The following is a 25,892-nucleotide window of genomic DNA, read 5'->3' as shown; positions in this document are numbered from 1 at the left end:
CGCCTCGCCACATTTACGCCCATGTCGAACTATGCGACGAGGCTCAAACTTCGCGAAACAGTACGCACGCTGTCAAGGCGCAGGTGCGAACCTTTAGCTGTGCTTGGTGAGGCCCCGATCGACAGACAACAGATGGAACTTGGTGAGGCCTGAGTTGAAGCCGAAGTTGTCGTCGGAGACGAGGACGAGCGAGCGGGACCCGTCGGGCAGGGTCGGCCCCCAGGTGATGCCCTCGACGTTGTCGGCGTCGGTGCCGGAGGTGGTGAAGTCGTACAGCAGGTGCTTCCGCATCGGCCGCTCGGAGCCGGACAGCGCCTCCTCGCCCCGGACGTCCGTCGCGCCGCGGGTGGTGGTCCAGTACAGGCGTATGGCGAAGCCGACACCCGAGGCGAAGGACCGTTCCACGGTGATGAAGTCGGTGTCGCTGATCGCGAGGATCTCGGAGACGCCCCGGTCCGCCGAGTAGGTGTTGACGGGGGCGGGCAGCGGGGCGGTGGGCGCGTCCGAGACCGGGTCGACCTCGTAGACGTGCTCGGCGAGCGGCTTGCCCGTCCTGCGGTCCGTCACCAGCAGCCGGGACGGGCTCTTGGCGGTCAGGCTCGCGGCGGGGCCGTCCTGGACGAGGGCGTTCTCGGTGACGGTGACGGCCTTTCGGCCGTCCGGGGTGAGGGTGAGGCCCTCCAGCGCCTGGTTGTTGCGGACGCCCGCGACGAGCTTGCCGTCGGCCGACCGGACCGGCGCGTACGCCTCGGGCAACGGAAGTTCCCGCACGTACGCCCCCGAGGGGGATGCCTCACGGAGGAAGGCGGGCTGCCCCGAGTTGGACGCGCCTTCGCTGGTCCACAGCAGGCTTCGGCCACCCGGCGTCCAGCGGATCGCCTCGGGGTCGACGGCCTTGGGGGCGAACGGCTCGCCGGTCACGTCGTCGAGCACGGTGAGGCTCTCGACATCGGGCTGGTCGTGGGCGAACGCGGTGCCGTGCACCGGCAGTCGCAGGGTGTAGAAACGGGCCTTGCCGTTCTCCGAGCGGTCGTCGCTGAGGGCGACGTAGGTGCCGGTCCGGCGGTCGTGGTCGAGGCCCGACAGGCCGCCGAAGGGCATGCCGAATGCGGTCGTTCCGGCGGGGACGGTGAGGGTGTCCAGGAGCCGGACGCGGTAGGGGTGGTCGGCGGCGACGGCGCCGGTGGGCAGGACGGTGAGGAGCAGGCCGGCCGCCATGAGGCCGCCGGAGAGCACGCGTGCGGGACGCACGCCGTGTCTGGTGCGCATGGTGTTCTCTCTGTGAGGTGAAGGTGGGGGATGGCTGTCAGAGGGAGGCAGCGACCTCTGCGGTACGCCCGCGCCGCTTGCGCCGCCACGCGTACGCCGCGAGGGCGACGAGGGTCATCGCGTACGGGATCGTCGACACCAGCTGCGGCGGCACGTCCAGCGTGCCGAGCTGTACGGCCAGTGCCTCCGCCGCGCCGAAGCCGACGGCGGCGAGGAAGACGCCCCAGGGCCTCAGGCCGCCGAGGAAGACGGCGGCGAGGGCGATGAAGCCACGCCCTGCGGTCATGTCCCGTACGAAGAAGGACACGTAGCCCATGCTGAGGAAGACCCCGGCGAGTCCGGCGAGCGCACCGCTGAGGGCGAGGCCGGCGTACTGGACGCGGCGGACCTTGATGCCGACGGACGCGGCGGCGTCGGGCATCTCGCCGACCGCGCGCAGGTGGAAGCCGAAGCGGGTGCGGAAGAACAGCCAGGTGACGAACGGGGCGGTGAGGAAGGCCAGCCAGGTGATCAGGTTCTGGCCGCTGAGCACGTCGCCCACGACGGGGATGTGCTCGAGGCCGGGCAGTGTGACCGTCGGCAGGGTGCCGCTCTTCAGGCCGGTGGTGCCGCCCTTGTCGTCGAGGAGGGTGTACACGGCGTACGCGGTGCCGCCGGAGGCGAGCAGGTTGAGGCCGATGCCGGCGATGATCGCGTCGGCGCCCAGCTCCAGGCGCAGGGCGGCGAGCAGGACGCCGAGGAGCGCGGCCACCGCGACGCCGCTCACCGCTCCGGCGGCGACCGACCCGCTGTAGCCGGCGACGAGGGCGCCCGTGCACGCGGCGGAGAGCATCTGGCCCTCCAGGGCGATGTTGCTGATGCCGGCGCGTTCGGCGACGAGTCCGCCGAAGGCGGCGAGCAGATACGGCGTGGCGACGCGGAGCACCGCCGCGAGGAAGGCGCTGGAGAGGACGACGTCGAGGACGGAGCTCATCGGATGCCCACCTGCCTGCGCGCGATCCGGCGCTTGAGCAGGTCCGGCAGGGCCTGTGCGGTGACCAGGAGCACGATGACCGCCTGGATGACCACCACGATCTCGGTGCCGACGTCCGTCTGCTGTTCCATGATGTCTCCCCCGGCACGCAGGTAGGAGTAGAAGAGCCCGGCGACCACGACGACGAGCGGGTTGTTCCGGGCCAGCAGCGCCACCACGATCCCCTCGAAGGCGAGGCTCCCGGCGAGCCCCGGCTCCAGCCGCCCGTACACGCCCTGCACCAGGTGCGCCCCGGCGAGCCCGGCGACGGCGCCGCCGATGACGAAGCTCCACTCGATGGCGCGGGGCACCCGGATGCCGCCGTACTCGGCGAAGTCGGGGTTGGCGCCGGTCATGCGGATGCGGTAGCCGAGCGGCGTGCGGGTCAGCAGCAGCCACAGGGCGACGGCGGTGAGCAGCATCAGTACGAAGCCGACGTTGGCGCGGCCCAGCGGCACCCCGAACCAGTCGGTCAGCGGCGTGAGCACGGAGTCCTGCTGGATGCGCTCCGAGCGCACGGCGCTGCTGTCGGGGTCCTTCAGCGGACCGTTGACCAGGTAGTCGTAGACCCGTACGGCGATGGCGTTGAGCATGAGCGTGGCCACGATCTCGTTCGCGCCGAGGCGTGCCTTCATCGCGCCCGGCACCAGCCCCATGCCCGCACCCGCGGCCCCCGCGGCGACGAGCGGCACGAGCACGGCGGCGACCGGCGGCAAGGGCAGGAAGATCGCGACGGCCGCTGCCGCCAAGGCGCCCGCGTAGAGCTGGCTCTCGGCGCCGAGGCTGATCTGGCGGGCGCGGAAGGGGATCGCGACGGACAGGCCGAGCAGGGTGAGCGTGGTGGCGTCCTCCAGCCAGCGGCCGACGCGGTAGGAGCGCTCCAGCGGGCCGGTGAGCAGCGCCTCGTAGGCGGCGATCGGGTCCTTGCCGGTGGCCAGGATGACGAGGAAGCCGATGGCGAGGGCGGCCAGGACGGTGGCCAGGGTCATGCCGAGGTCCACGGCGAGGGCGCGGCGCCGGGTCGTCCGGTACTGGCTGCGGTCCTCGGCCTCGACGGCGGTGGCGGTCATACGGCGGTCACCTCGCCGGAGTCGTCACGGCCGGAGCCTCTCGGCCCTGAGCCGGAGAGCCCGGCAGTGAGGTGCTCCCGGTCGTGCCGCTCGACCCCGAGCATGTAGAGCCCGACCCGCTTCTCGGTCAGACCGGCCGTGTCGTCGAAGCGGGCGACCAGGCGGCCGTCCTTCAGCACGAGCAACCGGTCGGACAGGGCGAGCAGTTCGGTGAGGTCGGCGGAGATCAGCAGGACGGCGGCGCCCGCGTCGCGCGCGGCGACCAGCTGCTCGTACATGAACCGCATGGCGCCGATGTCGACGCCCCGGGTGATCTGCGCGGCGATCAACAGCCTTGGTCCGGCGGACAGTTCGCGGGCCACGACGACCTTCTGCAGGTTGCCGCCGGACAGCGCGCGCACCGGGACCGACGGGTCGGGGGTCCGGATCGCATAGTCCTCGATGAGCCGCTCGGCGTGGGCGCGGACGGCCCTGGGGCGCAGGAGGCCGCGGCGGGCGAGGGGCGGTCGGTCGTGGCGGTCGACGACGAGGTTGTCGGCGATGGACTCATCGAGGGCGGCACCGTTGTGCAGCCGGTCCTCGGGAACGTAGCCGATGCCCGCCCTGCGGTGGCCGGCGACGTCGAGCCCCGCCGTGTCGGTGCCGCCGACGGTGACGGTGCCGGAGGTGCGACGGCGCAACCCGGCGAGGATCTCGGCGAGTTCACTCTGCCCGTTGCCCTCGACGCCGGCGACGCCGACGATCTCCCCGGCGGCGACATCGAAGTGCAGGTCGTGCAGGGACTGTCCGGTGGGAGCGTCATACGTCAACTCCCGTACTTGCAGGGTGACTTCGGACCGGCGAGCGGATGCCCGGTCCACGTCGAGGGAGAGGTCGCGGCCGACCATCATCGCGGCCAGGGAGCGCTCGGTGGCGTCGGCGGTGGGGACGGTGCCCACCAGGGAGCCGGCGCGCATCACACTCACCCGGTCGCTGATCTCCCGTACCTCGCGCAGCTTGTGCGAGATGAACAGCACCGTCATCCCGCCGTCGCGCAGGCGGCGTACCGCGGCGAACAGGTCCTCGGTCTCCTGCGGGGTGAGCACGGCGGTCGGCTCGTCCAGGATCAGGACCCGGGCGCGGCGGTGGAGGGCCTTGAGGATCTCGGTGCGCTGGCGCATGCCGACGGACACCTCGTCGACGCGCGCCTTCGGGTCGACGGCGAGACCGGACTCCTCGGCGAGGCGCCAGGTCGCCTTGACGGCCGCCTGTGGGTCGACCAGGCCGCGTCGGCCGGGTTCGACGCCGAGGACGACGTTCTGCGCGACGGTGAAGGACGGCACCAGCATCAGGTTCTGATGGACCATGCCCACGCCGAGGGCGATCGCCGCGGCGGGGTCGCGCAGCACGCGGGGCCGGCCGCCGACCAGGATCTCGCCGGAGCTGGGCTGTTCCAGGCCGTAGAACAGCTTCATCAGCGTGGACTTGCCCGCGCCGTTCTCACCGACGATCGCGCGGATCTCGCCCGGCGGGACCTGAAGGTCCACCCCGCGCACCGCGCGCACGCCGTTGGCGTACGTCTTGGTGACCACGCGGGCGGCGACGGCCGGTCCGGCCGCGTCCCATGACTCGTTCATCTCAAGGCCGTTCGGGAATCAGAGGGCGCTGGGGACCGTGACGGAGCCGGACTTCACCTGGTCGGCGGCCGCTTCGAGCTCGGTACGGATCTTCTCGGGGACGAGCTGGGCGAAGTGGTCGTCGTTCACATAGCCGACGGCGTCCTCGGCGAGTCCGACGGTCTCGACGGCGCCGTACTTCAGGGAGTCCTTCTGTTCGGCCTCGGCGGCCTTGTAGAGGGCGTTGCCGACGTTCTTGAGAATGGAGGTGACGACGGTGTTCTTCTGCGCCTGGTCGGTGAGGGTCTGGTACTGGTCGGAGTCGACGCCGAGGGTGTACCGCTTGGCCGCCACCGCCGACTCGAAGGTGCCGAGTCCGGAGAGTCCGGCGACCGGCCACACCAGGGCGGCGCCCTGGCCGTACAGGGCCGTGGAGATCTCCTTGCCCTTCGCCGGGTCGCTGAACGCCTTGTCACCGCCGACGTACTGGACGAGGACGTCCGAGTTCTTCCCGCCGGCCGCCTTGAATCCGGCCCGGAATCCCACGACGAAGTCCTCGATGAGCGGCGTCTTCACACCGCCCATGACGCCGACCTTGTTCAGCGATTCGGTTCCCTTGAGGGCCTTTTCGGCCACGAGCTTCTCGGCGAGGAATCCGGCGAGATATCCGCCCTCGTTCTGCTTGAAGGTCACGGAGTAGACGTTCTCGCACTTGTTGGAACAGGTGCCGTTCTCGCCGCTGTAGTCGACCGGGGCGTCGAAGATCCAGAACTTCTTGTCCGGATACTGCGGGGCGAGTTCGCCTATGTAGTCGGTGACCTCGAAGGTGCCGGCGGCGAGGATGTCGTAGTCGTCGGCCGCGGCGGCGTCCTCGAATCCGGGCTCCCACTTGGTGCGGTCGGAGCCGATCTCGACGACCTTGAGCTCGTAGCCGAGCTCCTTCTGCGCCCGCTTCAGGCCCGCGTAGGCGGAGTCGAAGAACGACTTGTCGCCGAGCCCGCCGTTGACCACCAATTTGATCCGCGTCTTTCCGGAGGACGCGGAATCGCTTTTCTCCCCTCCTCCCCCGCACGCGGCCAGTGCGAGCATCCCCGCCACCACCACGGCGGCACTCCTTGTTTTTCTCACCGTCGACCTCCTGATCATTGGGTTCTCCGAGTGGCCCGGGATATGCGATGCGTTGACAGTAGAAACTGCAAAACGTTTTGGCTACGCCGTGAGGTTTCGGTCTTATTTCGGCCAGGGGAATTTCAGCCGTCGACGAGCCAGCGCACCAGCCGGTCCCACAGCTCGGCATACCCCTGCCATGCCAGGAACGGCGGCGGCGCCCAGTGCGGGGCGACATCGGACGTGAAAGCCGCCGACCGTCCTGCCCCGTACTCCCCGACGACGAGCAGCGGATGCCCGGCGCACTCGGCCAGCACCGCCGCGTCATGCCGTACGGCGACCTCGTTCAGGCCGAGCAGCGCGGGCCAGGACCGCTCCAGCCCCCGCACGACCGCGTGCTCGCCGACCACCTCGGGCACGGCACCGGCCGGCAGCTCCACCCGGTCGTCCCGGTCCGCCATGACCACCGGCAGGGCGGCGGCCAGCGGCGAGCGTCCCCAGCGGGCGCGGGCGTCGATGCCGCTGAAGGTCAGATAGCCGCCGATCATGAGGACCGCGCCACCCCGCTCGACGAAGGCCCGGACCAGCTCCGTGCGGTCGGGCGCGGGGACCGAGCGGTTGAAGGTCTCGGGCGGCAGCTGGAAGCTGTTGGCGCCCACATCGCTGATGACCACGACGTCGTAGGCGTCGAAGCCCTCGACGGAGGCCGGGACCCGGGTGGGGATCTCGTGGGAGGGGACGTACGTCACCTCGTGGCCGCGCGAGCGCAGGGCGTCGAGGAAGACGCCGCCGCCCTCGGTGTACTCGGCGGTGTGGAAGGCGTCGAAGCCCTTCTGATGGACGGTGTACGTGAACCAGGACTCGCCGATGACGAGGACTCTGGGCATGGCGAACCTCCTTTCGGGCAGGGCGAGTTGGGCACCAAGGCAGGCCGCTCGGCGCGGTCGTCCGGTGTGAGGAAGGGTCGGTCAGCGGGCGGGCGGTGCCGTGCTGCCGCGGACCTTGAGGGAGACGGGGAGGGTGTGCCGGGAGGCGGGCGGGACCTCGCCCCGGGTGACGTACTGGAGGAGTTGCGCGGTGGCGGTGCGGCCCACGTCGTAGGCGGGCTGGTGGACGGTGGTCAGGGGCGGGTGGGCCAGCGAGGCCGCGCGGATGTCGTCGAAGCCGACCACGGAGACGTCCCCCGGCACCGACAACCCCGCCTCCCGCAACGCGGTGAGCGCACCGAACGCCATGAGGTCGTTGGCGGCGAACACGGCCGTGCGATCGAGGCCACCCTCTTCGAGGAGCCCGGCGACGAGCCGGTGACCGGAGGCCTCCTTGAAGTCGCCCTCGCGTTCCACGACGTCGCCCCGGAAGGCCTGGACGAAGCCGTGGGCACGGGCGACGCCGCTCCGGAGGGCGCGCGGCCCGGTCAGCATCAGGGCCCGGCGGTGGCCGAGCTCCCGCAGGTGCTCGCCGACCAGCCGGCCGCCCGCCTCGTGGTCGGCGGTCGCGATGAGCGCGCCTTCGAGCCCCTCGACCTCCTCGTCGGCGAGCGCGATGGGGAACTTGCCCATCAGCGCCTCCAGCCGCCGCCGCGACGGCGCGGACCCGGAGGCGTACACCATGCCGTCGATGAACCGGCTGCGGATCATGCCGAGGTAGCGGTCCTCCCGGTCCGCGTCGAACTCGGTGTTGCACAGGATCAGGCCGTAGCCGAGATCGTGGGCGGCGTCCTCGGCGCCCTTGGCCAGCTCGGCGAAGAAGGTGTTGCTGATGTCGGGTATCAGCAGGCCGATCACGGAGGTGGAGCCGGCCTGGAGGCTGCGGGCCAGCGAGGCCGGCACGTATCCGAGCCGGTTCACGACGCCGCGCACCCGGGCGGCGGTCTCCTCGTTGACCGGCCGGTTGCCGCTCAGGACATGGGAGACGGTGGTGGGGCTGACCCCGGCCGCCGCGGCCACGTCCTTGATGGAGGCGGGTCTGCGCACCGTCGATCTGCCGCTGTAGTGCTCACGGGTCATAGTGCTGCACCGCCCTGCCGTGCGAGGTGTCGAGAACGCGGGCCACCCGGGCCTCGGCCTCCGCGAGCAGTGCGGGCTCGTCGACGGTCAGCAGCCGGCCGTCACGCATCAGGACGCGGCCGTCGACGACGACCGTACGGACGTCACTGGCACGGGTGCTGTAGACCAGCGCGGCCCTGGGGTCGTGCAGCGGACGGCAGTGCGGCCCGGACTGGTCGACGAGGACGATGTCGGCCCGCATGCCCGGCTCCAGCGCGCCGATCCGGTCGTGCAGGCCGAGGGCCCGGGCGCCACCGCGCATCGCGAGGCGCAGGGTGTCGGAGACGGTCATCCACGTGGCGTCGCCCACCGCCTGCTTCTGCGTGAGCGCGAGAAGCCGCAGCGCCTCCCACACATCGAGGGTGTTGTGCCCGGCGGCCCCGTCCGTACCGACCGCGACGGTGACACCGGCGTCGAGCAGCTCGCGGACCGGGGTCAGCGGGGACAGGGCGTGCTTGAGATAGACCTTGGGGCAGCAGGCCACCGCGGTCGTGGCTGCGTACTCGGCCAGCAGCGGCAGGTCCTCCTCGACGATCCCGCACCCGTGCGCGATCAACGCCCCGGCCTCCAGCACCCCCGTCTCGTGCAGCATCCGGATCGGTGTGATCCCGCGCCGCTCCAGCCCGGCCCGCGTCTGCTCCAGGTTCTCGGCGGCGTGGATGTGCATGCGCAGACCCAGCCGCCGGGCATGTCCGGCGAGGGTGCGCAGGTCGTCGTCGTGCACCGTGTACGGGGCGTGCGGCCCGAGCGACACGGTCACCCGGCCGCCTGCCCCGCCATGCCACGCCTCGGCGAACTTCACCGTGCCCTCCAGGGCCGCCGCTCCCCCGCTGCTGAAGTAGGTGGGCGCGATGTCCGCCCGCAGGCCGGTCTCGGCCACCGCGTCGGCGATCCGCTCGGCGAAGAAGTAGTGGTCGGCGAAGGTGGTGACCCCGGAGCGGATCATCTCCGCGCAGGCCAGGAGCGCGCCGGCGCGTACGTCGTCGGGGGTGAGGTTGGACTCCATCGGCCAGACCCGGTCGTTGAACCAGCCCTCGACCGTCACGTCCTCGGCCGCGCCGCGCATCAGCACCATGGGGCTGTGCGTGTGGGCGTTCACCAGGCCGGGGACGGCCAGCAGCCCGCGCCCGTCGACGACGTCCGCGCCGGGCACCGCGGCCGGGTCACCCGCGGGCCGTACGTCCTCGATCGCGCCGTCCACGACGACGATGTCGTGCGCCGGGAGGATCTCGCACTCGCCCTCCGGCGGGACGCGCAGCACGTCGCAGCCGCTCACCAGGAGACGGCCGGACGGCTCGGGCGTTTGGTCGCTCATGCGGCACAAGCTAGGGATCCAAAACGTTTTGCACAACAGCCGAGCGGAACGTCCGATATCGGCGGGCGGCTGCCTGCGTCAGCGGATCGCGACGACGACATGACTGTCGCCGTACTGCCAGACGACACCGACATGCCCGAACCCCGCCTGCCGCAGCAGCCGTTCGTGCGCGGCCACGGACAGGCGCGCCGCGCTGTCGGTCCCCGTGGCCGGCTCCCGGCGCCGGCGTTCGGCGAGCAGGTCGGCCAGTTCGGGGTCCTCCGCGGCGGCCGTCCACCAGGAGTCCCAGTCCTCGTGCACCAGGGCGCGCAGGCGTTCGGCGTGCCGGCGGCCGACGCACCCGGCGAGTCGGGCGAGCGCGGTGTCGTCGTGCGGGAAGTGGTCGCCGTTGACGAGGACGCCGCCGGGTCGCAGCAGTGCCGCGAGCTCCCGGTAGGTGCGGTGCAGGGCGCCCGGGCTCAGGTAGTGCAGTGCCGTCGTCGACACGGCGGCGTCCAGGGGGCGGTCGAGGCGCAGGGCGTGTGTCCAGCCCTCCTCGCCGATCACCGCGTCGACATAGCGGGCCGCGTCCGCGTGGTGGGTGCGGGCCAGTTCAAGGAGCAGGGGGTCCCGGTCGACGGCGACGATGTCGGCGTCCGGCAGTCTGCGCATCAGCCGTGCCGCGAGCGATCCGGGACCGCAGCCGAGATCCACGACCAGCGGTCGGGCCGGCCGGCCGGTCACGGCCCGCTCGACGACGTCGGCGATCACCGTGAACCGCTCCTCGCGGTCCACGGCGTACCGCTGCTGCTGGCGTTCCCAGCGCTCCACCCACCGCTCCGCCGTTGCCAGGCTCAGCCCCATCCGGTCGTGCCACCTTGCCGTCTCGCACCTGTCCCGCACTGTCGGCGCCGACCCTACAGGTGGAAACGGTTCCCATTCCCTCTAATGGCGGTACGTCACCCGAGGGTGGCAAGGACGGCCAGCAGCCGGTCGATCTCCTCGACGGTGTTGTGGATGTGCAGACTCACCCGAACCGAGCCGGTCCGCTCCCCCGCGCCGCCCTGGCAGTGCTGGTCGCAGCGGACCATGAAGCCGTGGCTGAAGAGGATGAAGCCCAGGTCGGAGGAGTCGATGGCGTGGTGCCGGAAGGTGACGATGCCCTGGCGCCGCTGCACGGACGAGTCGGCGGCCAGGCTGGTCTGACAGCCCAGGATCTCGTAGGCGTCGAGATGGCGCAGTCCGTCGGTGAGCCGGGCCGCCAGGGCGACCGTCCACCGCTCGATCCGGTCGGTGCCGGCGGCGTCCAGCCAGTCCAGCGCGGCGGTGAGGGAGGCGATGCCGACGGTGTTGGGGGTGCCGGACCAGCCGCCCGGCGTGAACTTTGGGCCGCGTGCCTGGCGGGCCCAGACGGCGCCCGTGCCGGGCAGGGCCATGGCCTTGTGCCCGGAGAAGACGACGAAGTCGACGTCGAGGTCGGCCACGGAGACCGGCAGATGGCCGATGCTCTGGGCGGCGTCCAGGCAGATGACCGCGTCCGGGCCGACCACACGGCGGATGCGGTGGATGTTCATGTCACCGCCGTACACGTGGTGGACGTGGGTGGCGGCGACGAACCGGGTTCGCCCGCCCGCGAGTTCGGCCAGGGCGATGTGGTCGTAGTCGCCGGACGCCCGCTGGTACGGCATCGGGCGGACGCGGATGTGGACACCCTGCCCGGCCAGGTACCGCTGGGCCTCCAGCCAGGGCGCGATGTTGGCCTCGTGGTCGGCGACCGGGACGACGATCTCGTCGCCGTCGGCGAGGAGATCGGGCAGCCAGTCGCGGGCGACGGAGCGCAGTCCCTCGGTGGTGCCGCTCGTGAAGTGCACGGCCGAACGCTCGGGAGCGGGGTCGTCGAGGAACCGCTTCACCCGGTCGCGGGCCTGCTCGACCAGGGTCGTGGTGCGGTTGGCCCAGGGGTAGGTGCCGCGTCCGGCGTTGGCGTTGGTCGTGGTGAGGTAGGTGTGCACGGCGTCCAGTACGGCCTGCGGCTTCTGGGCGGTGGCCGCGCTGTCCAGGTAGGCCAGTTCGGGGTGGGTGGTGATGATCGGGAACTGGGCGCGCAGGGCACGCTGCCACTCCCCCAACCCCTCGATCACGTCGGCGACTTGAGTGTCGATCCTGGGTGTGGTCATGGGCTCAGTCCCGTACGAGAGGTGCGCCCGCGTCACGCCAGGCGATGATGCCGCCGGTCAGGCTACGGACCTCCGGGTGGCCCATCCTGGTCAGCAGGGCGGCGTAGCGGGCGGACTTCTCGCCGACCGGACAGGCCAGCAGGACGGGGCGGTTGCGGCTGAACGGCAGCCCGCCGTGCAGGAGTTCCTCGAAGAGTTCGTCGACGATGTTGACCGAGCCGTCGATGTGCAGGGCGGCGTAGGCGTAGGGACTGCGCAGGTCGACGACGAGCGGCTCGCCGGTGCCGATCCACGCCTGGGCGTCGGCGACGCCGATGGCCGGTGCCGTGCGTATCTCGGCGGCCGTCAGGTCGGCCGGGGAGTTCCTGCGGCGCGGGCGCCCGAAGAGGTCGGGGCGGCGCTGACGGACGTAGCTCAGATAGCTCTCGACGCGGTCGCAGACGATGAAGACCGCTGACTGGCGCTCCGTCAGTTCATCGTCGATCGCTTGCAGTTGGCGTACGGCTCCGAAGTAGGCGGCGCCTCCGGTGGGGCCGGCCAGGATGCCGCAGCGGCGGTTGAGGGTCAGCATCCCCTCGATCGCCTCGTCGGCGCTCACCGACGCGATGGTGTCGTAGGTGCCGGGGTCGAACAGGCCCACCTCGTGCGCCTCGTCGATGGTGCGGATGCCCGGGACGAAGTCGGACTTGGCCGCGACCAGGCCGACGACCCGAACGGCGGGGTCGTGTTCGCGCAGGGCGCGGGCGACGCCCGTGGAGGAGCCGGCGGTTCCCACGCAGGCGATGAACCAGTCCGGGGCCCGGCCGTCCAGGTCCTTGACGATCTCCGGTCCGGTACCGGTGAAGTGGGCCTCGGTGTTACGCGGGTTGAAGTACTGGTCGGTGTGCAGATACGTGCTGTCCGGCTCGGAGAGGGCACGGTGGAAGAGGGTGAGCGGGTCGTCGGTGGCGGTCGGGTCCAGACACTCGCTCTGGCCGGGAAGTTCCTCGATCTCCGCGCCGAGCAACAGCAGCAGGTCCTTGATCTCCGGGATGCGCATCCGGTTGGTGACGCTCTTGAAGGTCAGGCCGTGCATGCCCGCGAGCACGGCCAGGGCCTTGGCGGTGTTGCCGCTCGACAGCTCGACGACCTGGCCTCCACCCTCGCCCGCGGCGCAGGCCGCGGCTGCCAGGTGGGGACGCGCCATGTTCCAGGCGGCCCGGTCCTTGACCGAGCCGAAGGGGTTGAGCAGTTCGAGCTTGGCGTACAGGTCGATGTGCCCGAGGCCGTGCACGGTCGGATCGATGCGCACCAGCGGTGTGTTGCCGATGGCGTCGGTGATGCTGTCGTACCTCACTGCGCTCCCCCCACGGGTGTGGTCGGCCAGTACTGGTCGTCCAGGCACCAGCGCCAGGTGTCGCCTTCCTGCCAGGCGGCGACCTTGCGCGCGACGGGCTGGTGCTGGGCACGGGTGGCGTGGAAGTCCATGCAGTAGCCGGCCGTGTTGGCGAAGACCAACAGGTCGCCGGGTTCGGGGCGACGGGGCAGGAAGACCGTGCGGCGGGTGATCAGGTCGGACTCCAGGCAACGGCTGCCGAAGAGATGGACGGCGACCGGTGCCGTGCCGGTCGCGGGGCCGACGCCCGCGCCTGCCGGGTTCCGGGGCACGACGACGGGGTCCATCAGCACCCCGTGCTCCTCCAGGGCCACGTCGTCGGCCTTGGCCGCGAGCCGTACGGCCAGCGGGCCACCAGCCTCCCGGTCCTGGGCCGGCGGGCCACCGGCCTCCTGGTCGCGCACCTCCAGCACCTTGGTGAGGGTCAGTCCGCACTGGTCCAGCAGCGCCCGGCCGGGTTCGGTGTGCAGGTCGTAGAGGTGCTCCAGCAGCAGGGCGGCCAGGGGACGACCGTCGAAGGAGGCGGCCGGGTGCGCGAGCAGTTCGTCGAGGTAGTGGGCTCCGGCGACCGGACGGTGGGCCGGATACAGACCGAGCGTGCCGCGCACGGTCCCGGCTTCGCTCCGCAGTCCGTAGCCGTGGCCGCCGTAGGTCAGGGGCGGGCGGGTGCCGAGGACGGCTTCGGTGAGTTCGGTCGTGTACCGCTCCCATTGTCCGCCGTCGGCAAGGTAGTTGACGCCGAAACCGCCGCCGATGTCCACGGCACGGGGCCTGAGTCCCCGGCTCCGGCACTCCTCCAGCACGCGCAGGCAGCCTTCCAGCGCGGTGGCCTTCTCGGTGAGGCTCGTCGTGTCCAGGTGGTAGGCCACGCCGACCAGGTCGGCCACGTCGGCGTGCCGCTCGACGGCCTCCAGCAAGGGGTCCAACTCGCCTACGGGGGTGCCGAACCGGCTGCGGCGGCTCAGCACCCGTACGCCGGACGCCTCGAACCCGGACAGGCGGAGCAGGATGCGGACCCTGGGCAGCGCGTACTTGCGTACCAGCGTGGCGAGTTGGTCCAGCTCGCCTCGCGTGTCGAGGCTGACGGTGACCGAGGTGCGGGCCGCCAGCCACAGGAACTCCGGGTTCTTCGGCCCGGTGGCGGTGATCCGGTCAGGGGTGAGGCCCGCGCCCAGGGCGTGCTGCAGCTCCTCCAGCGAGGCGACGTCCACGCCGGCGTCCGTGGCGGCGAGCCGTCGCAGCAGGGCGCTGGAGCGGTTGGCCTTGTGGGCGAGGAACACCTGGCCGACCAGGTGGTGCTTGCCGTAGACCGAGCGGAACTGCTGGAGATTGTCGGCGAGTTGGTCGGGGACGACCAGGTTCAGCGGAGACCCGAGGGCGTCGGCGAGCGTGTGCAGCAGATCCGGTGAATCCAGCAATGAGCGCAGCCGCGCTTCCAGCCGCGGTTCGAGATACAGGGGCTGCCCGCCCATGTCCGGCCCCTCCCAGCGCCTCGGGCCCGGCAGTCCGGGCACTGACGACCACTCCCCGCGGTTTGCCGTATAGCTCCTTTCCCTTCCTTCCGGTGGTTTACGCCCCGTAGCTACCCGCGTGGGTGGTTACGTCAACAGACGGCCGGAACCCACCAGTGCCGCGGGCCCCAGCCGATTCCGGAGCGACCATCGCGCGCCCTTCTGCTCAACTCGCTTCTCTCGTAACGTCATTGCCGCTTTGAAGTGACCATGACTATGAAAGAGGCTTCATGGGCAGAGGTCTGCTGTCTCTGGTTCTCGCGGCGGTCACCGGCGCCGCGTTGCTCGCGGCACCCGCGGTCGCCGCGCCGGCCCCGCCGTCCGGGTCGGCTGCGCCGCCCGGCCCGTCCGATGTGTACCGGCCGGTCCGTGGGCCGTCCGCCCCCGCGGAATACCGCTATCTCCAGAAGACCCTGCCGGGTCAGTCGCTTCCGCGCCACGCCCACGACCTCGCCGCCGCGCGGGCCCGAGAACTGCCCACCGTCGGCGGGCGCTGGAAGGGCGTCGGCCCCACCAACGTCGGCGGGCGGATCGTCTCCCTCGCCCTCGACCCGAAGCGCGCCGACACCCTGTACGCCGCGGCCGCGAGCGGCGGACTGTGGCGCAGCACCGACGCCGGGGAGACCTTCCACTCGGTGTGGCCCGACAGCTGGACCCAGGCCATGGGCGCGGTGGCGACCGCTCCGGACGGCTCCCTGTACGTCGGCACCGGTGAGCCCAATCCGGGCGGCGGGAGCATCACCTACGAGGGAACAGGGCTGTACCGGAGCCGGGACGGCGGCCGGACCTGGACGCAGATCGGCCTGCGCGACTCCGGCGCGATCAGCGCCATCACCGTCGACCCGGCCGACCCGCGCCGCATCTATGTCGCCGCGGCCGGCTCGCTGTACAACGGCGGTGGCGACCGGGGCGTCTACCGCTCGGAGGACGGCGGCGCCACCTGGGAGCGGATCCTCGCCGGCGCCACCGAGTTCACCGGCGCCACCGAGATCGTCATCGACGGCGACCGGCTCTACGCCGTGCTGTGGGACCACCGCCGCACGCCCGAGCTGCGCACGTACGGCGGTGTCGGCTCCGGTGTCTTCCGCAGCACGGACGACGGCGCGACCTGGCAGCGGCTCGGCGGCGGGCTGCCCGCCGCGGGCCCGGGCGTGGGCCGCATCGGCCTCGCGGTCGCGGGCGAGAAGCTCTACGCGATCGTCAACAAGGCCAGTGGCCCCTTCGAGGGCTTCTACGCCTCCTCCGACGGCGGCGACAACTGGACCCGCACGCCTGCCAACGAGGACATGACGGGATCCCAGTCCAGCTTCGGCTGGTGGTTCGGCAAGGTGTGGATCGACCCCCGGGACAGCAAGCACGTGCATGTGGCCGGCGTGCCCCTGATGACCACGAAGGACGGCGGCGGCACCTGGACGGCCGACGACACCAGCATGCACGTCGACCAGCACGCCATGGTGTGGGACCCGCGCCGCCCGGGCCGCGTGTACCTCGGCAACGACGGCGGCGTGTACCGCTCCGACTCGGGCGGCGACGGCGGCTGGGTCAAGTCCCGCCACCAGCCCTACACCCAGCTCTACAGCGCGGCGATCAGCCCGCAGGACGTCAGCAGGATCTCGGGCGGCTCCCAGGACAACGGCTCGCTGCGTTCCTGGGGCGGTGAGTGGTTCAACGAGTACCTCGGCGGCGACGGCGAGGAGAACCTGATCAACCCGACCGACGTGAACAACGTCTTCGCCTGCTACCAGTACGGCAACTGCTTCAGCTCCACCGACGGCGGCGACACCCTCACGTACTTCGCGGACCGGACGACGTACCAGCGCCGCAACTGGTTCACGCCGGTGGTCTTCGACCCGCGTGACCCGAAGATCCTCTACTACGGCTCCGAGGTGCTGAACCGCTCCACGGACGGCGGCGCGACCTGGCAGCCGATCAGCCCGGACCTGACCGGCGGGCCGGGCCCCGACCCGATCTACACCAACTACGGCACGATCACCTCCGTCGCTCCGGCGGGCGACGGGCGCACCGTGTACGTCGGTACGGACGACGGCCGCGTCTGGGTCACCAAGGACCTCGGGACGACCTGGACGAAGCTGGCCGAGGGGCTGCCCTGGGTCACCCGGGTGGTCGTCGACCCCAAGGACCCGCAGCGGGTGTGGACCACACACTCCGGTTACCGCTCGGGCTCCCCGCTGCCCCATGTGTACGGCAGCACCGACGGCGGCCGGCACTGGCGGAACCTGTCGGGCAACCTCCCGGCGGCGCCCGTGAACGACCTGGTCGTCGCCCGCGGCGGCATCCTCTACATCGGCACCGACCAGGGCGTGTTCACCAGCGTCACGGGCGGCGGCCACTGGCTGCGCCTGGGCCGCGGCATGCCGCAGGTGCCGGTCGACGACATCGAGTACGACGCGGGTCACCGACGGCTGGTGGCCGCGACCTTCGGCAGGGGCTTCTACGAACTGACGACTCCCTGACGACCGCCCACCGGGTCCGGAGCACCCCATTCCGTGGTAGGGACAACCCAGTTGACGCGATCGACGGGTGGGGGCGCTGTGTTCGGTGGCCGTGCGGCGGTTGTGGTGGTCGTGGCCGGAGTGCTGGGACTGGCCGGCTGCACTTTCGAAGGCGGCACAAGCGTGGCTGAGCCGACGGATGCGGCGGTCGGCAACTCGACCGCCGCATCCGCCTCGGCGTCACCGGACTCGTCCGCGCCGTCGCCCTCGGCATTGCCTTCGGCGTCCCGGAGCCCGTCGCCGGTGCCCGTCACCGGACCGGATCAGAAGCTGGTGACCATGACCATCACCGGCGGCTTCGCGGGCGTCCACCAGGAGGTCGTCCTCCGGGGCGACGGCACCGTCCGCGCGAGTCACAAGGGCGAATCCGTCGTACGCCGTACCAGTACGGCCCAGTTCACCGAGTTGCGTACGCTGCTCGGGGATCCGGCACTGGCCGATGTCTCCGACTTCGCGATCAGCATGGGGTCGGCGGACATGTTCCAGTACACGCTCCGGTTCAACGGCCGTACGGTCACGACGGACCGCTCCGCCGAGCAGCCCGCACTCGACCGGCTCATCGACGCCCTGAGCGAGTTCCTTCCGGACCGGTGACCTGTCGGGCCGGGCTCAACCGGGCCACCGCGCTCAGCCGCCCTGCCCGGCGATGTTGATCATCCAGGTGATCCCGAACCGGTCCGTACACATGCCGAAGACGTCGCCCCACATCTGCTTGTCCAGCGGCACGGTCACCGAGGCGCCTTCGGACAGCTTCTCCCAGTAGCCGCGCAGTTCGGCCTCGTCGTCGCCGCTCAGACTCACGGAGAAGTTGTTGCCCGGGTTGTGGTCGCCCGTCGGGGTGTCGGCTCCCATGAGGGTGAAGCCGCTGGGGGTCTCGAGCATGCCATGCATGATCTTGTCGGCCATGGGGGTGTCCTGCTGGCCGTACTCACCGTAGGTGTTGAGCGTCAGGGTGCCGCCCAGGACTTCCTTGTAGAACTCCATCGCCTGCCGGGCGTCGCCGGCGAAGGTGATGTAGGGGTTGAGACGCGAGGCCATGGATCCTCCCGGAACAGTGCCAGATACCGACTCCAAGGAAGCTAGCGCGGGCCACTGACAATGGCCCGCGCACACGACCACATGGCCTAGGGCACGGCTACAGCGTGCGCTCCAGCCGGTCCGCCACCAGCTTCACGAAGCGTGCCGGGTCCTTGGGCTGACCGCCCTCGGCGAGCACCGCGAGCGTGTGGAGCAGCTCGGCGGACTCGACGAGCCCCGTGCGGTCCTCGCGCTCCTTGTACGCCTGGTTGAGGCCCTTGACCAGCAGGTGGTCGGGGTTGAGCTCCAGGATCCGCTTGGTACGCGGCACCTCCTGGCCCATGGCCCGGTACATGTTCTCCAGGGCAGGGGTCAGATCGTGCGCGTCGGAGACGACACAGGCCGGGGAGACGGTGAGCCGTGTCGACAGGCGCACCTCCTTGATGTCCTCACCCAGCTGCTCCCCCATCCAGCCGAGCAGCCCGGCGTACTCCTCGGCCTGCTTGGCCCGCTCCCCGTCGGCCTTGTCGTCGCTCTCGGCGTCGAGGTCGATCTCGCCCTTGGCGACGGACCGCAGCTTCTTGCCCTCGTACTCGCCCACGGTGTCGACCCACACCTCGTCGACGGCGTCGGTGAGCAGCAGGACCTCGATGCCCTTGTCCCGGAACGCCTCCATGTGCGGAGAGTTCTCGATGCTCTGCCGGGACTCGCCGGTGATGTAGTAGATGTCGTCCTGGCCGTCCTTCATCCGCTCCACGTACTGCGCGAGCGTGGTCGGCTCGTCGTCGTGTGTCGTCGCGAACGAGGCGACGGCGAGGATGGCCTCGCTGTTGTCAGGGTCGGTGACCAGGCCCTCCTTGAGAGCGGTGCCGAACTCCCGCCAGAACGTGGCGTAGCGGTCGGCGTCCTTGGTCTTGATCTCCTTGACCGTGGACAGGACCTTCTTCGTCAGCCGGCGCTGCATCATCCTGATGTGCCGGTCCTGCTGGAGGATCTCGCGGGAGACGTTGAGCGAGAGGTCGGCCGCGTCGACGACACCCTTGACGAAGCGCAGGTAGGGCGGCAGCAGCGCCTCACAGTCGTCCATGATGAAGACGCGCTTCACATAGAGCTGGACGCCGCGCTTGAAGTCCCGGGTGAACAGGTCGTGCGGGGCGTGCGAGGGGACGAACAGCAGGGCCTGGTACTCGAAGGTGCCCTCCGCCTGCAGCCGGATCGTCTCCAGCGGCTCGCGCCAGTCGTGGCTGATGTGCTTGTACAGCTCGTGGTACTCGTCGTCGGACACCTCGTCACGCGAACGCGCCCACAGGGCCTTCATCGAGTTCAGCGTCTCGGGCTCGGGTGCGCTGTCGTCATCCCCGTCGCCCGCCACCGGGACCATGCGGATCGGCCACGTGATGAAGTCCGAGTACCGCTTGACGATCTCCCTGATCGTCCACGGGGAGGTGTAGTCGTGGAGCTGGTTCTCGGGGTCGGCGGGCTTGAGGTGGAGCGTGACGGACGTGCCCTGCGGCGCGTCGTCGACCGTCTCCAGTGTGTACGTGGCCTCACCGCGCGACGTCCAGCGGGTGCCCTGGCTCTCGCCGGCCCGCCGGGTCACCAGCGTCATCTCGTCCGCCGCCATGAAGCCGGAGTAGAAGCCGACGCCGAACTGGCCGATGAGCCCCTCGGCCCCGGCCTCGTCCTGGGCCTCCTTCAGCTCCTTCAGGAACGTGGCCGTCCCCGAGTTGGCGATGGTGCCGATGAGTTTGCCGACCTCGTCGTACGACATCCCGATGCCGTTGTCCCGCACCGTGAGGGTGCGGGCCTCCTTGTCGATGTCGATCTCGATGTGCAGGTCGGTCACCTCGGCGTCGAGCGTGTCGTCCCGCAACTTCTCCAGGCGCAGTTTGTCGAGCGCGTCGGAGGCGTTGGAGACGAGCTCGCGCAGGAACACGTCCTTGTTCGAGTAGACCGAGTGGATCATCAGCTGGAGCAGCTGACGGGCCTCTACCTGGAACTCAAACGTCTCGGTCGGCATGGTTCGCGACTACCTCACAGGTTCAGTCACCGGAACTGGTCGCAGTCACTGTAAGACACGAGGTCAGCGCGGAGTGCCGCGGTTCCGGGACAAAGGCCGGGCCCACGCGACCAAGGCTCAGGCGAGGTGGGCGAAGACGACCAGGTTCGCGGTGTAGTCCTTGACACTGCGGTCGTAGTCGCCGGCGCAGGTGATGAGCCGGACCTGGGCGCGGGGGGTGTCGCCGTACACCCGCTTGCTGGGGAAGGTGTCCTTGTCGAACGTCTCCACACTGTCGATCACAAAGGACGCCTTGCGCCCGTCCGCTCGCAGCACCTGGAAGCGGTCCCCCTTCTTCAGCTCGCTCAGGCTCACGAACACCGCGGGAGACGTCGCCGTGTCCACGTGCCCGGCGATGATCGACGTGCCCGCCTCACCGGGGGATGCGCCCCCGGCGTGCCAGCCGACGAGGTTGGTGTTGTTGGCCGGCGGGGCCTCGAGCTGACCCGAGCTGCCGATGGCGAGGTCGATGAAGGGCGCGTCGACCGAGATCTTGGGGATGAGCAGCCGGACCGGCCGTGACCTGGGCAGATGCTTGCCCGCGGCGCCGTGGGTGCGCGGGGACGACTTGCCCTCCGGCGGAGCGGACGACTCGACGGCCGGCGGGGCGTGCGGTGCGCGACCGGCTTCGGACCCCTCGTGCGGCCCACCGGGCAGGATCACCAACAGGACCATGGCGGCGACCGCGCTCCAGAACAACGTCACCGCTGTGCGCCTTATCCGCCGAGAGGGCTCGGCAGGAGTGCCGGAGCACACGAAAGCGGTGTGGGGAGGAGCCGGGTCGGCTTCGGGGGACGGGGGACGGCAGTCGTCGGCCATCGGGCACCACCTCACGGGGGCAGGGCAGAGGACACTTCACTCGGGCAGGACAGGGGAGACGACAGATCCGGAGCCGACGGGGCCGCCGCGACGCGCGGCGGCCACGGCGGTTATGTCGTCGGGCATGGTCAGGCCGCGGTTCCGGAGGCCTTCTTGCGCCGCAGTGCGTACACGCCGGTGCCGGCTACCGCCAGCACGGCCAGCCCGCCGGCGGTGACGCCCGAGTCGGAGAGACCGCCGCCACCGGTGTGCATACCGCCGTGCGGCTTGTCGTGGTCGCCGCCCCAGGACTCCTTGCCGTGTTCGTCACCCTTCCACGAGTCCTTTTCGTGGTCGCCGCCCCAGGAGTCCTTCCCGTGGTCGTCCTCCTTGTAGCTTTCCGGGTCGAACTTCGAGTCCTTGTCGCCGCCCCAGTCGTCATCGTTGTTCAGGACCCCGGCCAGCGCTCCGCCACCCGTGTGCACGCCGCCCTTGGGCTCCTCGTGCTTGCTCCCCTTGTCGTGCTCCTTGCCGTAGTCCTTCTCGTGCTCGTCCTTGCCGTAGTCCTCCTTGCCCTTCTCCTCTTCCTTCTCCTCTTCCTTCTCCTTGTCGCCGTCCCACTCGTCCCCGTTGATCAGGGCCGCCAGCGCTCCGCCACCCGTGTGCACCCCGCCCTTGGGCTCCTCGTGCTTGCTTCCCTTGTCGTGCTCCTTGCTGTAGTCCTTGTCGTAGTCGTCCTTGCCGTAGTCGTCCTTCTCCTTCTCCTCCTCCTTGCCTGAGTCCTTCCCGTGCTCCTTGCCGGAGTCCTTGTCGTGGTCCTCGCTGTAGGAGGACGAGTCCTCCTTGTCCCAGTCACTCGCGGTGATGGCGTAGGCGGCGGGAGTGATCGCCAGGGCGGCCGTGGCCGTCGCGGTGGCGAGCAGCATGCGGGCAGAGCGCATAGGTGAGTCCTTTCATCACGGCCCGGGTGGCTGACGCTTCATCACCACTTGGGCCAGGCCTTGACGTGATCCACCGTCAGCCATTCCTCCGGGTCGCACCATTCGGAGCGATCACATGGGTTAAGGCCACACCCCTACGGCCGTATGGGCAGGAGCCCTCGACGGGGTGGCCTGCGCGTTCCGCCACGGGAGGTTTGCCTGCTCAGGAAGTGGTGAGGCGCGTGGGATGTCCAAGCCCATCCCCACGACCGTCACCGCCCCGGACACCGCTCCCGTTCGCGCCACGGCCGCGCCGCCCGGGCCCGAGAAGCAGCGGGACGCGTTCTTCGACAACGCCAAGTACGCGGCGATCGTGCTGGTGGCGGTGGGGCATGCGTGGGAGCCGCTGCGGGACGGCAGCCGGAGTGTCAGCGCGCTGTACATGCTCGTGTACGCATTCCACATGCCGGCGTTCATCATCATTTCGGGTTATTTCTCCCGCGGCTTCGACGGCCGGCCGAAACACCTCAGGCGTCTGGTGACCGGTCTGGTCGTCCCCTACGTCGTCTTCGAGACGGCGTACACCCTGTTCACCCGCTGGACCGACCAGGAGCCGGACCGCCCGATCAGCCTGCTGGACCCGCTGTATCTGACGTGGTTCCTGGCGGCGCTGTTCCTGTGGCGGCTGACCACGCCGTTGTGGCAGCGGGTGCGTCTGCCGGTGCCGCTCGCGCTCGGCGTGGCGATGCTGGCCACCCTCTCGCCGTCCATCGGCAACGATCTCGACCTGCAGCGCATCCTGCAGTTCCTGCCGTACTTCGTGCTGGGGCTGTCGCTGAAGCCGGAGCACTTCCGGCTGGTGCGGCGCCGGGCGGTGCGGATCGCGGCCGTGCCCGTGTTCGTGTGCGCGTCGGCAATGGCGTACTGGGCGGTGCCGCGGATGACGGGCGGCTGGTTCTACCACCGCGACAGTGCCGAGGAACTGGGGGCGCCCGGGTGGTACGGGGTCGTGATGACTCCGGCACTGTTCGTCTGTTCACTGCTGCTGGTGGCGTGTTTCCTGGCCTGGGTTCCCGGGCGGCGGATGTGGTGCACAGCGCTGGGCGCGGGCACGCTGTACGGCTATCTGCTGCACGGCTTCGTCGCGCAGGGCGCCAAGTACTGGGGCTGGTACGACCCCGCCTGGATCCACCGGCCGCTCGGCGCGGTCGTCGTCACCGTCGTCGCCGGCGGGGTCGTGACGCTGCTGTGCACCCCGCCCGTCCGGCGGGCCCTGCGCTTCGTGATCGAGCCGGAGCTGCCGTGGCTCTTCCGGCGGGACGCTGCTCAACGAGCCCGGGAGCGGGCCGCCGCGGGCGGGTGACCTTCCCGGTCAGGTCTCCTGTACCAGCCCGGCGATGTGCGCGGTGACCGTGTCGAGGATGTCGTTCCAGGTCGCCTCGTCGCCGAGCACGAGGTAGTTGAGGGTCAGCCCGTCGGTCATGGCGGCCAGGTAGCGGGCGAGAACGGGGGCGGGTACCCGCAGTCGCAGGCCCATGGTCTGCCGCACCTGGTCGATGAGTTCGGTGTACGTCTCGGTGTACAGCTCGTACTGCCGTCGCGCCAGATGCTCGAAGCCGGGCTGGCGCAGCGCGTACTGGGTCAGTTCGTAGGTGAGCATGTGCTCGTCCGGGTGGGCGCGGACGTGGTCCCAGTACGCCTGGAAGCCGGCCCGGACCGTTTCCTCCAGGGTGGCCCTGGGCCGTAGGGCCTCCTGCACGATCGTGACGTAGTGCCCGGCGATGGTCGTGATGACGGACTCGATCAGCTCCTGCTTGGAGTCGAAGCAGTAGTGGAAGACGCTCAGCGAGACGCCTGCCTCGGCGGCGATGGACCGGGTGGTCGTCCTGGGGACGCCGTCCCGGCTCATCGCCCTGATCGCCGCCTCGGTGAGCTGTCGCCGCCGCTCGGCGGACGGCAACCGTGCCATGGAGCCCCTCTCGTGGGTGTCAGCTGCTGTGGACGCCGACCTCGTAGAGGGAGTAGCCCCAGTCGGTGCCGCGCTCCTGCCCCTGGATGCGCAGGTATCTGGCGGGTGTGCCGGTGAAGCGGGCCGTGTCCAGCCCGCCGTCGCCGGCTGTCGTGGACCATGCCGTCCGCCAGTTCGCACCGTCGGTGGAGAGCTCGATGCGGTACGACTTCCCGTACGCGCGCTCCCAGTCGAGGGTGACCCGCTTGACCAGCTGCGTGGATCCGAGGTCGACCCGGTACCACTGGTCGTCGTTCCAGTCGCTCGCCCAGCGGGTGCCGCCGTCGCCGTCGACGGCCCGGTTCGGCTGGTAGCTGGTGAACAGGCTCCACTCCGAGGAACTGGCGGATGTGTACGCGCCGCGCGCGAGGTTCACGCCGGCCTGGTGGTTCTCGGAGGCCCCCCAGGTGTCGAGATAGGACTCGGCGCCCCGGAAGAGGTCGTCCACCACGTCCTGGCCGCCGACGCGGCGGATGTCCTCGATCCAGTCCGGGACGAGGCCGTAGTGGGCGGCGCCGTCGGTGTTGAGGTCCCAGGTGCGCTCGCCGGTGGTCTGCCGGTCGATGACCGAGCCGCCGTCGACGCTCTTGAAGGGGTACGTCACCTTGTTGGGGGCGTCCGCTCCGCGCGGTCCCGGCCAGCCGCCGACGCCGTTCATGTCGGTGCCGTAGCCGTAGCCCACGCCGTACTTGTCGCGCAGGGCCTCCGTGCGCTTCGCCTCCGAGATGAAGCCCTCGGAGCCGTGCATGTACTGGGCGATGAAGCCGCCGAGGCCGTAGACCCGTTCGGTCCAGTCCAGGTCCATCCAGCTGTGCGAGGAGAGGACGCCGGGGTAGGACTCGGCCTCGAATATGTCGAGCACCCGGCCGGTGGCCTTGACGCTCATGTGGTCGATCTCGAGCATCATCTTGCGCTTCATCATGCCGCGCACGGCGTACTCGCCGAGGTCGGTGAGCCCTCGGACGTTGCACTGGGCGTCCGCGCTGTACGAGGGGACCTCCACGCCCGCCGGGAGCTCCTTCTCCGCTTCGGCCGCCGTGGCGTTGCCGATGGGGTTGTCGTGCTGCGGCCCCTTGCACGTCTCGGTCTTCCAGAAGGTGCCGGTCGACAGGAACTGACCGACGTTGATGGCCGTTCCGAGCCCGCCCGAGTCGAAGCGGACCCCGCACAGGGCGTTGTCGAACTTGTGGCACAGGAACATGCTGCGCACGCCCAGTGCGTGCAGCTCGTCCAGGCCCTTGTCGATGTCCGCCTTGCTGCACTGCGCGATGTCGAGGACCTGCTTGCAGCCGAACGGTTCGGAGGTCTCCACGCCGAGGATGACGGCCAGTTTGCCCTGCTCGATGACCTGACGGGCCTGCGCGCTGTCGGTGACGATCCGGAACCAGCCCTTGCCCGTGCCGCCGTACATCTTGTCGATGTAGGCCTGCATGTCGTACGTCAGCTTGGCCTGCAGCCGGATGGACGTCATCTCGTCGCAGCTGCGGTCCTTGAAGAAGTACACGGAGCAGATCACGCCGTTGGTGACCAGGTCGTTGACCAGCACCCGCTGGCCGCCGCGCCAGGCCCGCTCGATCCAGGCGTAGTAGTTCTGCTGGTGGGTCAGCGAGTCGTGGGCGGGCCAGTCCTTGAAGGTGGGCCAGCCGACCGGGTCGTGCTTGCCGTCGCCGCCGTTGGTGATGAAGTCGAAGATGGCGAGCGAGCCGTCGGGGTAGTGCTCGGGGCAGTCCTTGAGGGCGTCCGCGACGCCCTGCTCGGAGAACGGCTTTCCGCAGATCAGACGGCCACCGAAGGCCTCGTTGGAGAAGATGTGGTCGTGCGCGTCGACGAAGCCCTTGACCTCCCCCTTGGCGTTGGTGCCGGTGAAGGGCTCGCCGGTGACGTTGATGCCGGAGTCCGGCGCGGGCCGTGCGGTCGGGTTCCACCAGTCGGATCCGGCCGCCGAGCTGGGCGTGGGGCCCAGCGCGACGGACAGCACGAGCAGGAGGAGCGACACAACGGTGACGTTCTTGCGTCTGCGGTACGGGCGTCCGGCACTGGTCACTGCCCACGTCCCTCGGTCGGCGGATGCGGGGTCGGGTTGTCATGACCTCGCAATATGTGCGACAGAGGATCGCCACTC

General features: G+C 70.3%; 21 protein-coding genes. 3 read left to right on the top strand and 18 right to left on the bottom strand.

Annotated features, from left to right (window positions below; translation table 11 throughout):
* Positions 1–93: 93 nt before the first annotated feature.
* The 12 genes from ABD932_RS17905 to ABD932_RS17850 all read right to left on the bottom strand — a co-directional run bounded on the left by ABD932_RS17905 (position 94) and on the right by ABD932_RS17850 (position 14,416).
* Entirely contained in the window at positions 94–1,269 is a 1,176-nt protein-coding gene (locus ABD932_RS17905) for an esterase-like activity of phytase family protein (protein ID WP_345013797.1), read from the bottom strand.
* 37 nt (positions 1,270–1,306) lie between these two features.
* On the bottom strand, positions 1,307–2,242 hold the full coding sequence (locus ABD932_RS17900) for an ABC transporter permease (RefSeq protein WP_345013795.1): 936 nt from the start codon (positions 2,240–2,242) through the stop codon (positions 1,307–1,309).
* Complete coding sequence (locus tag ABD932_RS17895) at positions 2,239–3,351, bottom strand: ABC transporter permease (RefSeq protein ID WP_345013793.1); 1,113 nt, start codon at positions 3,349–3,351, stop codon at positions 2,239–2,241. The genes ABD932_RS17900 and ABD932_RS17895 overlap by 4 nt, the downstream gene beginning before the upstream one ends.
* Positions 3,348–4,967: an ABC transporter ATP-binding protein gene (locus ABD932_RS17890; protein ID WP_345013791.1), complete on the bottom strand. Its 1,620-nt coding sequence runs from the start codon at positions 4,965–4,967 to the stop codon at positions 3,348–3,350. Before ABD932_RS17890 ends, ABD932_RS17895 begins: the two co-directional genes overlap by 4 nt.
* Positions 4,968–4,985: 18 nt before the next feature.
* The gene (locus ABD932_RS17885; protein WP_345013789.1) at positions 4,986–6,074 is read right to left on the bottom strand and encodes a BMP family lipoprotein; all 1,089 of its coding nucleotides are present in this window, start codon (positions 6,072–6,074) and stop codon (positions 4,986–4,988) included.
* Between the two features lie 122 nt (positions 6,075–6,196).
* A complete protein-coding gene (locus ABD932_RS17880; protein ID WP_345013787.1) occupies positions 6,197–6,940 on the bottom strand; it encodes a glutamine amidotransferase in 744 nt (247 codons plus the stop codon).
* 81 nt (positions 6,941–7,021) lie between these two features.
* Positions 7,022–8,059: a LacI family DNA-binding transcriptional regulator gene (locus ABD932_RS17875; RefSeq protein ID WP_345013785.1), complete on the bottom strand. Its 1,038-nt coding sequence runs from the start codon at positions 8,057–8,059 to the stop codon at positions 7,022–7,024.
* Positions 8,049–9,413: an amidohydrolase gene (locus ABD932_RS17870; RefSeq protein ID WP_345013783.1), complete on the bottom strand. Its 1,365-nt coding sequence runs from the start codon at positions 9,411–9,413 to the stop codon at positions 8,049–8,051. The genes ABD932_RS17875 and ABD932_RS17870 overlap by 11 nt, the downstream gene beginning before the upstream one ends.
* A gap of 78 nt (positions 9,414–9,491) precedes the next feature.
* A complete protein-coding gene (locus tag ABD932_RS17865) occupies positions 9,492–10,256 on the bottom strand; it encodes a class I SAM-dependent methyltransferase (protein ID WP_345013781.1) in 765 nt (254 codons plus the stop codon).
* A 95-nt stretch (positions 10,257–10,351) separates the two neighbouring features.
* On the bottom strand, positions 10,352–11,569 hold the full coding sequence (locus tag ABD932_RS17860; protein WP_345013779.1) for an aminotransferase class V-fold PLP-dependent enzyme: 1,218 nt from the start codon (positions 11,567–11,569) through the stop codon (positions 10,352–10,354).
* Between the two features lie 4 nt (positions 11,570–11,573).
* Complete coding sequence (locus ABD932_RS17855) at positions 11,574–12,905, bottom strand: pyridoxal-phosphate dependent enzyme (RefSeq protein ID WP_345013777.1); 1,332 nt, start codon at positions 12,903–12,905, stop codon at positions 11,574–11,576.
* Positions 12,902–14,416: a Y4yA family PLP-dependent enzyme gene (locus ABD932_RS17850; RefSeq protein WP_345013775.1), complete on the bottom strand. Its 1,515-nt coding sequence runs from the start codon at positions 14,414–14,416 to the stop codon at positions 12,902–12,904. Before ABD932_RS17850 ends, ABD932_RS17855 begins: the two co-directional genes overlap by 4 nt.
* 269 nt (positions 14,417–14,685) lie before the next feature.
* Between ABD932_RS17850 and ABD932_RS17845 the strand changes: the two genes are divergently transcribed.
* Positions 14,686–16,929, top strand: coding sequence for a VPS10 domain-containing protein (locus tag ABD932_RS17845; protein ID WP_345013773.1), 2,244 nt, complete (start codon positions 14,686–14,688; stop codon positions 16,927–16,929).
* A 162-nt stretch (positions 16,930–17,091) separates the two neighbouring features.
* On the top strand, positions 17,092–17,562 hold the full coding sequence (locus ABD932_RS17840) for a hypothetical protein (RefSeq protein ID WP_345013771.1): 471 nt from the start codon (positions 17,092–17,094) through the stop codon (positions 17,560–17,562).
* Positions 17,563–17,595: 33 nt separating this feature from the next.
* Here ABD932_RS17840 and ABD932_RS17835 read toward each other — a convergent pair whose 3' ends face one another.
* The 4 genes from ABD932_RS17835 to ABD932_RS17820 form a co-directional block, all read right to left on the bottom strand.
* Entirely contained in the window at positions 17,596–18,006 is a 411-nt protein-coding gene (locus ABD932_RS17835) for a VOC family protein (RefSeq protein WP_345013769.1), read from the bottom strand.
* A 97-nt stretch (positions 18,007–18,103) separates the two neighbouring features.
* A complete protein-coding gene (gene htpG, locus ABD932_RS17830) occupies positions 18,104–20,005 on the bottom strand; it encodes a molecular chaperone HtpG (RefSeq protein ID WP_345013767.1) in 1,902 nt (633 codons plus the stop codon).
* A gap of 117 nt (positions 20,006–20,122) precedes the next feature.
* Positions 20,123–20,749 (bottom strand): class F sortase, encoded by a 627-nt coding sequence (locus ABD932_RS17825; RefSeq protein WP_345013765.1) that lies wholly within the window; start codon positions 20,747–20,749, stop codon positions 20,123–20,125.
* 242 nt (positions 20,750–20,991) lie between these two features.
* A complete protein-coding gene (locus ABD932_RS17820) occupies positions 20,992–21,783 on the bottom strand; it encodes a hypothetical protein (RefSeq protein ID WP_345013764.1) in 792 nt (263 codons plus the stop codon).
* A gap of 226 nt (positions 21,784–22,009) precedes the next feature.
* Here ABD932_RS17820 and ABD932_RS17815 point away from each other — a divergent pair, with 226 nt between their 5' ends.
* On the top strand, positions 22,010–23,125 hold the full coding sequence (locus ABD932_RS17815; RefSeq protein WP_345013763.1) for an acyltransferase family protein: 1,116 nt from the start codon (positions 22,010–22,012) through the stop codon (positions 23,123–23,125).
* 9 nt (positions 23,126–23,134) lie between these two features.
* Here the strand turns inward: ABD932_RS17815 and ABD932_RS17810 are convergent, their stop codons facing one another.
* Positions 23,135–23,731, bottom strand: a complete 597-nt coding sequence (locus tag ABD932_RS17810) for a TetR/AcrR family transcriptional regulator (RefSeq protein ID WP_345013761.1) — start codon at positions 23,729–23,731, stop codon at positions 23,135–23,137.
* 19 nt (positions 23,732–23,750) lie between these two features.
* Positions 23,751–25,814 carry a galactose-binding domain-containing protein gene (locus ABD932_RS17805; protein WP_345013759.1) on the bottom strand — a complete coding sequence of 688 codons (2,064 nt, stop codon included), beginning with the start codon at positions 25,812–25,814 and terminating at the stop codon, positions 23,751–23,753.
* Positions 25,815–25,892 lie beyond the last annotated feature (78 nt).

Origin of the sequence: Streptomyces shaanxiensis, from assembly GCF_039537145.1 — a bacterium.
Classification (GTDB): Bacteria; Actinomycetota; Actinomycetes; order Streptomycetales; family Streptomycetaceae; genus Streptomyces; species Streptomyces shaanxiensis.
Note: the sequence above shows the minus strand (reverse complement) of the source record. Positions and strands in the feature narration are given on the sequence as shown.

What these genes read in the sequence shown, in the direction of transcription:
- ABD932_RS17905 (WP_345013797.1), bottom strand. Translation starts at nt 1,269, where the DNA reads ATGCGCACCAGACACGGCGTGCGTCCCGCACGCGTGCTCTCCGGCGGC.
- ABD932_RS17900 (WP_345013795.1), bottom strand. Translation starts at nt 2,242, where the DNA reads ATGAGCTCCGTCCTCGACGTCGTCCTCTCCAGCGCCTTCCTCGCGGCG.
- ABD932_RS17895 (WP_345013793.1), bottom strand. Translation starts at nt 3,351, where the DNA reads ATGACCGCCACCGCCGTCGAGGCCGAGGACCGCAGCCAGTACCGGACG.
- ABD932_RS17890 (WP_345013791.1), bottom strand. Translation starts at nt 4,967, where the DNA reads ATGAACGAGTCATGGGACGCGGCCGGACCGGCCGTCGCCGCCCGCGTG.
- ABD932_RS17880 (WP_345013787.1), bottom strand. Translation starts at nt 6,940, where the DNA reads ATGCCCAGAGTCCTCGTCATCGGCGAGTCCTGGTTCACGTACACCGTC.
- ABD932_RS17875 (WP_345013785.1), bottom strand. Translation starts at nt 8,059, where the DNA reads ATGACCCGTGAGCACTACAGCGGCAGATCGACGGTGCGCAGACCCGCC.
- ABD932_RS17870 (WP_345013783.1), bottom strand. Translation starts at nt 9,413, where the DNA reads ATGAGCGACCAAACGCCCGAGCCGTCCGGCCGTCTCCTGGTGAGCGGC.
- ABD932_RS17865 (WP_345013781.1), bottom strand. Translation starts at nt 10,256, where the DNA reads ATGGGGCTGAGCCTGGCAACGGCGGAGCGGTGGGTGGAGCGCTGGGAA.
- ABD932_RS17860 (WP_345013779.1), bottom strand. Translation starts at nt 11,569, where the DNA reads ATGACCACACCCAGGATCGACACTCAAGTCGCCGACGTGATCGAGGGG.
- ABD932_RS17850 (WP_345013775.1), bottom strand. Translation starts at nt 14,416, where the DNA reads ATGGGCGGGCAGCCCCTGTATCTCGAACCGCGGCTGGAAGCGCGGCTG.
- ABD932_RS17845 (WP_345013773.1), top strand. Translation starts at nt 14,686, where the DNA reads ATGGGCAGAGGTCTGCTGTCTCTGGTTCTCGCGGCGGTCACCGGCGCC.
- ABD932_RS17835 (WP_345013769.1), bottom strand. Translation starts at nt 18,006, where the DNA reads ATGGCCTCGCGTCTCAACCCCTACATCACCTTCGCCGGCGACGCCCGG.
- htpG (WP_345013767.1), bottom strand. Translation starts at nt 20,005, where the DNA reads ATGCCGACCGAGACGTTTGAGTTCCAGGTAGAGGCCCGTCAGCTGCTC.
- ABD932_RS17820 (WP_345013764.1), bottom strand. Translation starts at nt 21,783, where the DNA reads ATGCGCTCTGCCCGCATGCTGCTCGCCACCGCGACGGCCACGGCCGCC.
- ABD932_RS17815 (WP_345013763.1), top strand. Translation starts at nt 22,010, where the DNA reads ATGTCCAAGCCCATCCCCACGACCGTCACCGCCCCGGACACCGCTCCC.
- ABD932_RS17810 (WP_345013761.1), bottom strand. Translation starts at nt 23,731, where the DNA reads ATGGCACGGTTGCCGTCCGCCGAGCGGCGGCGACAGCTCACCGAGGCG.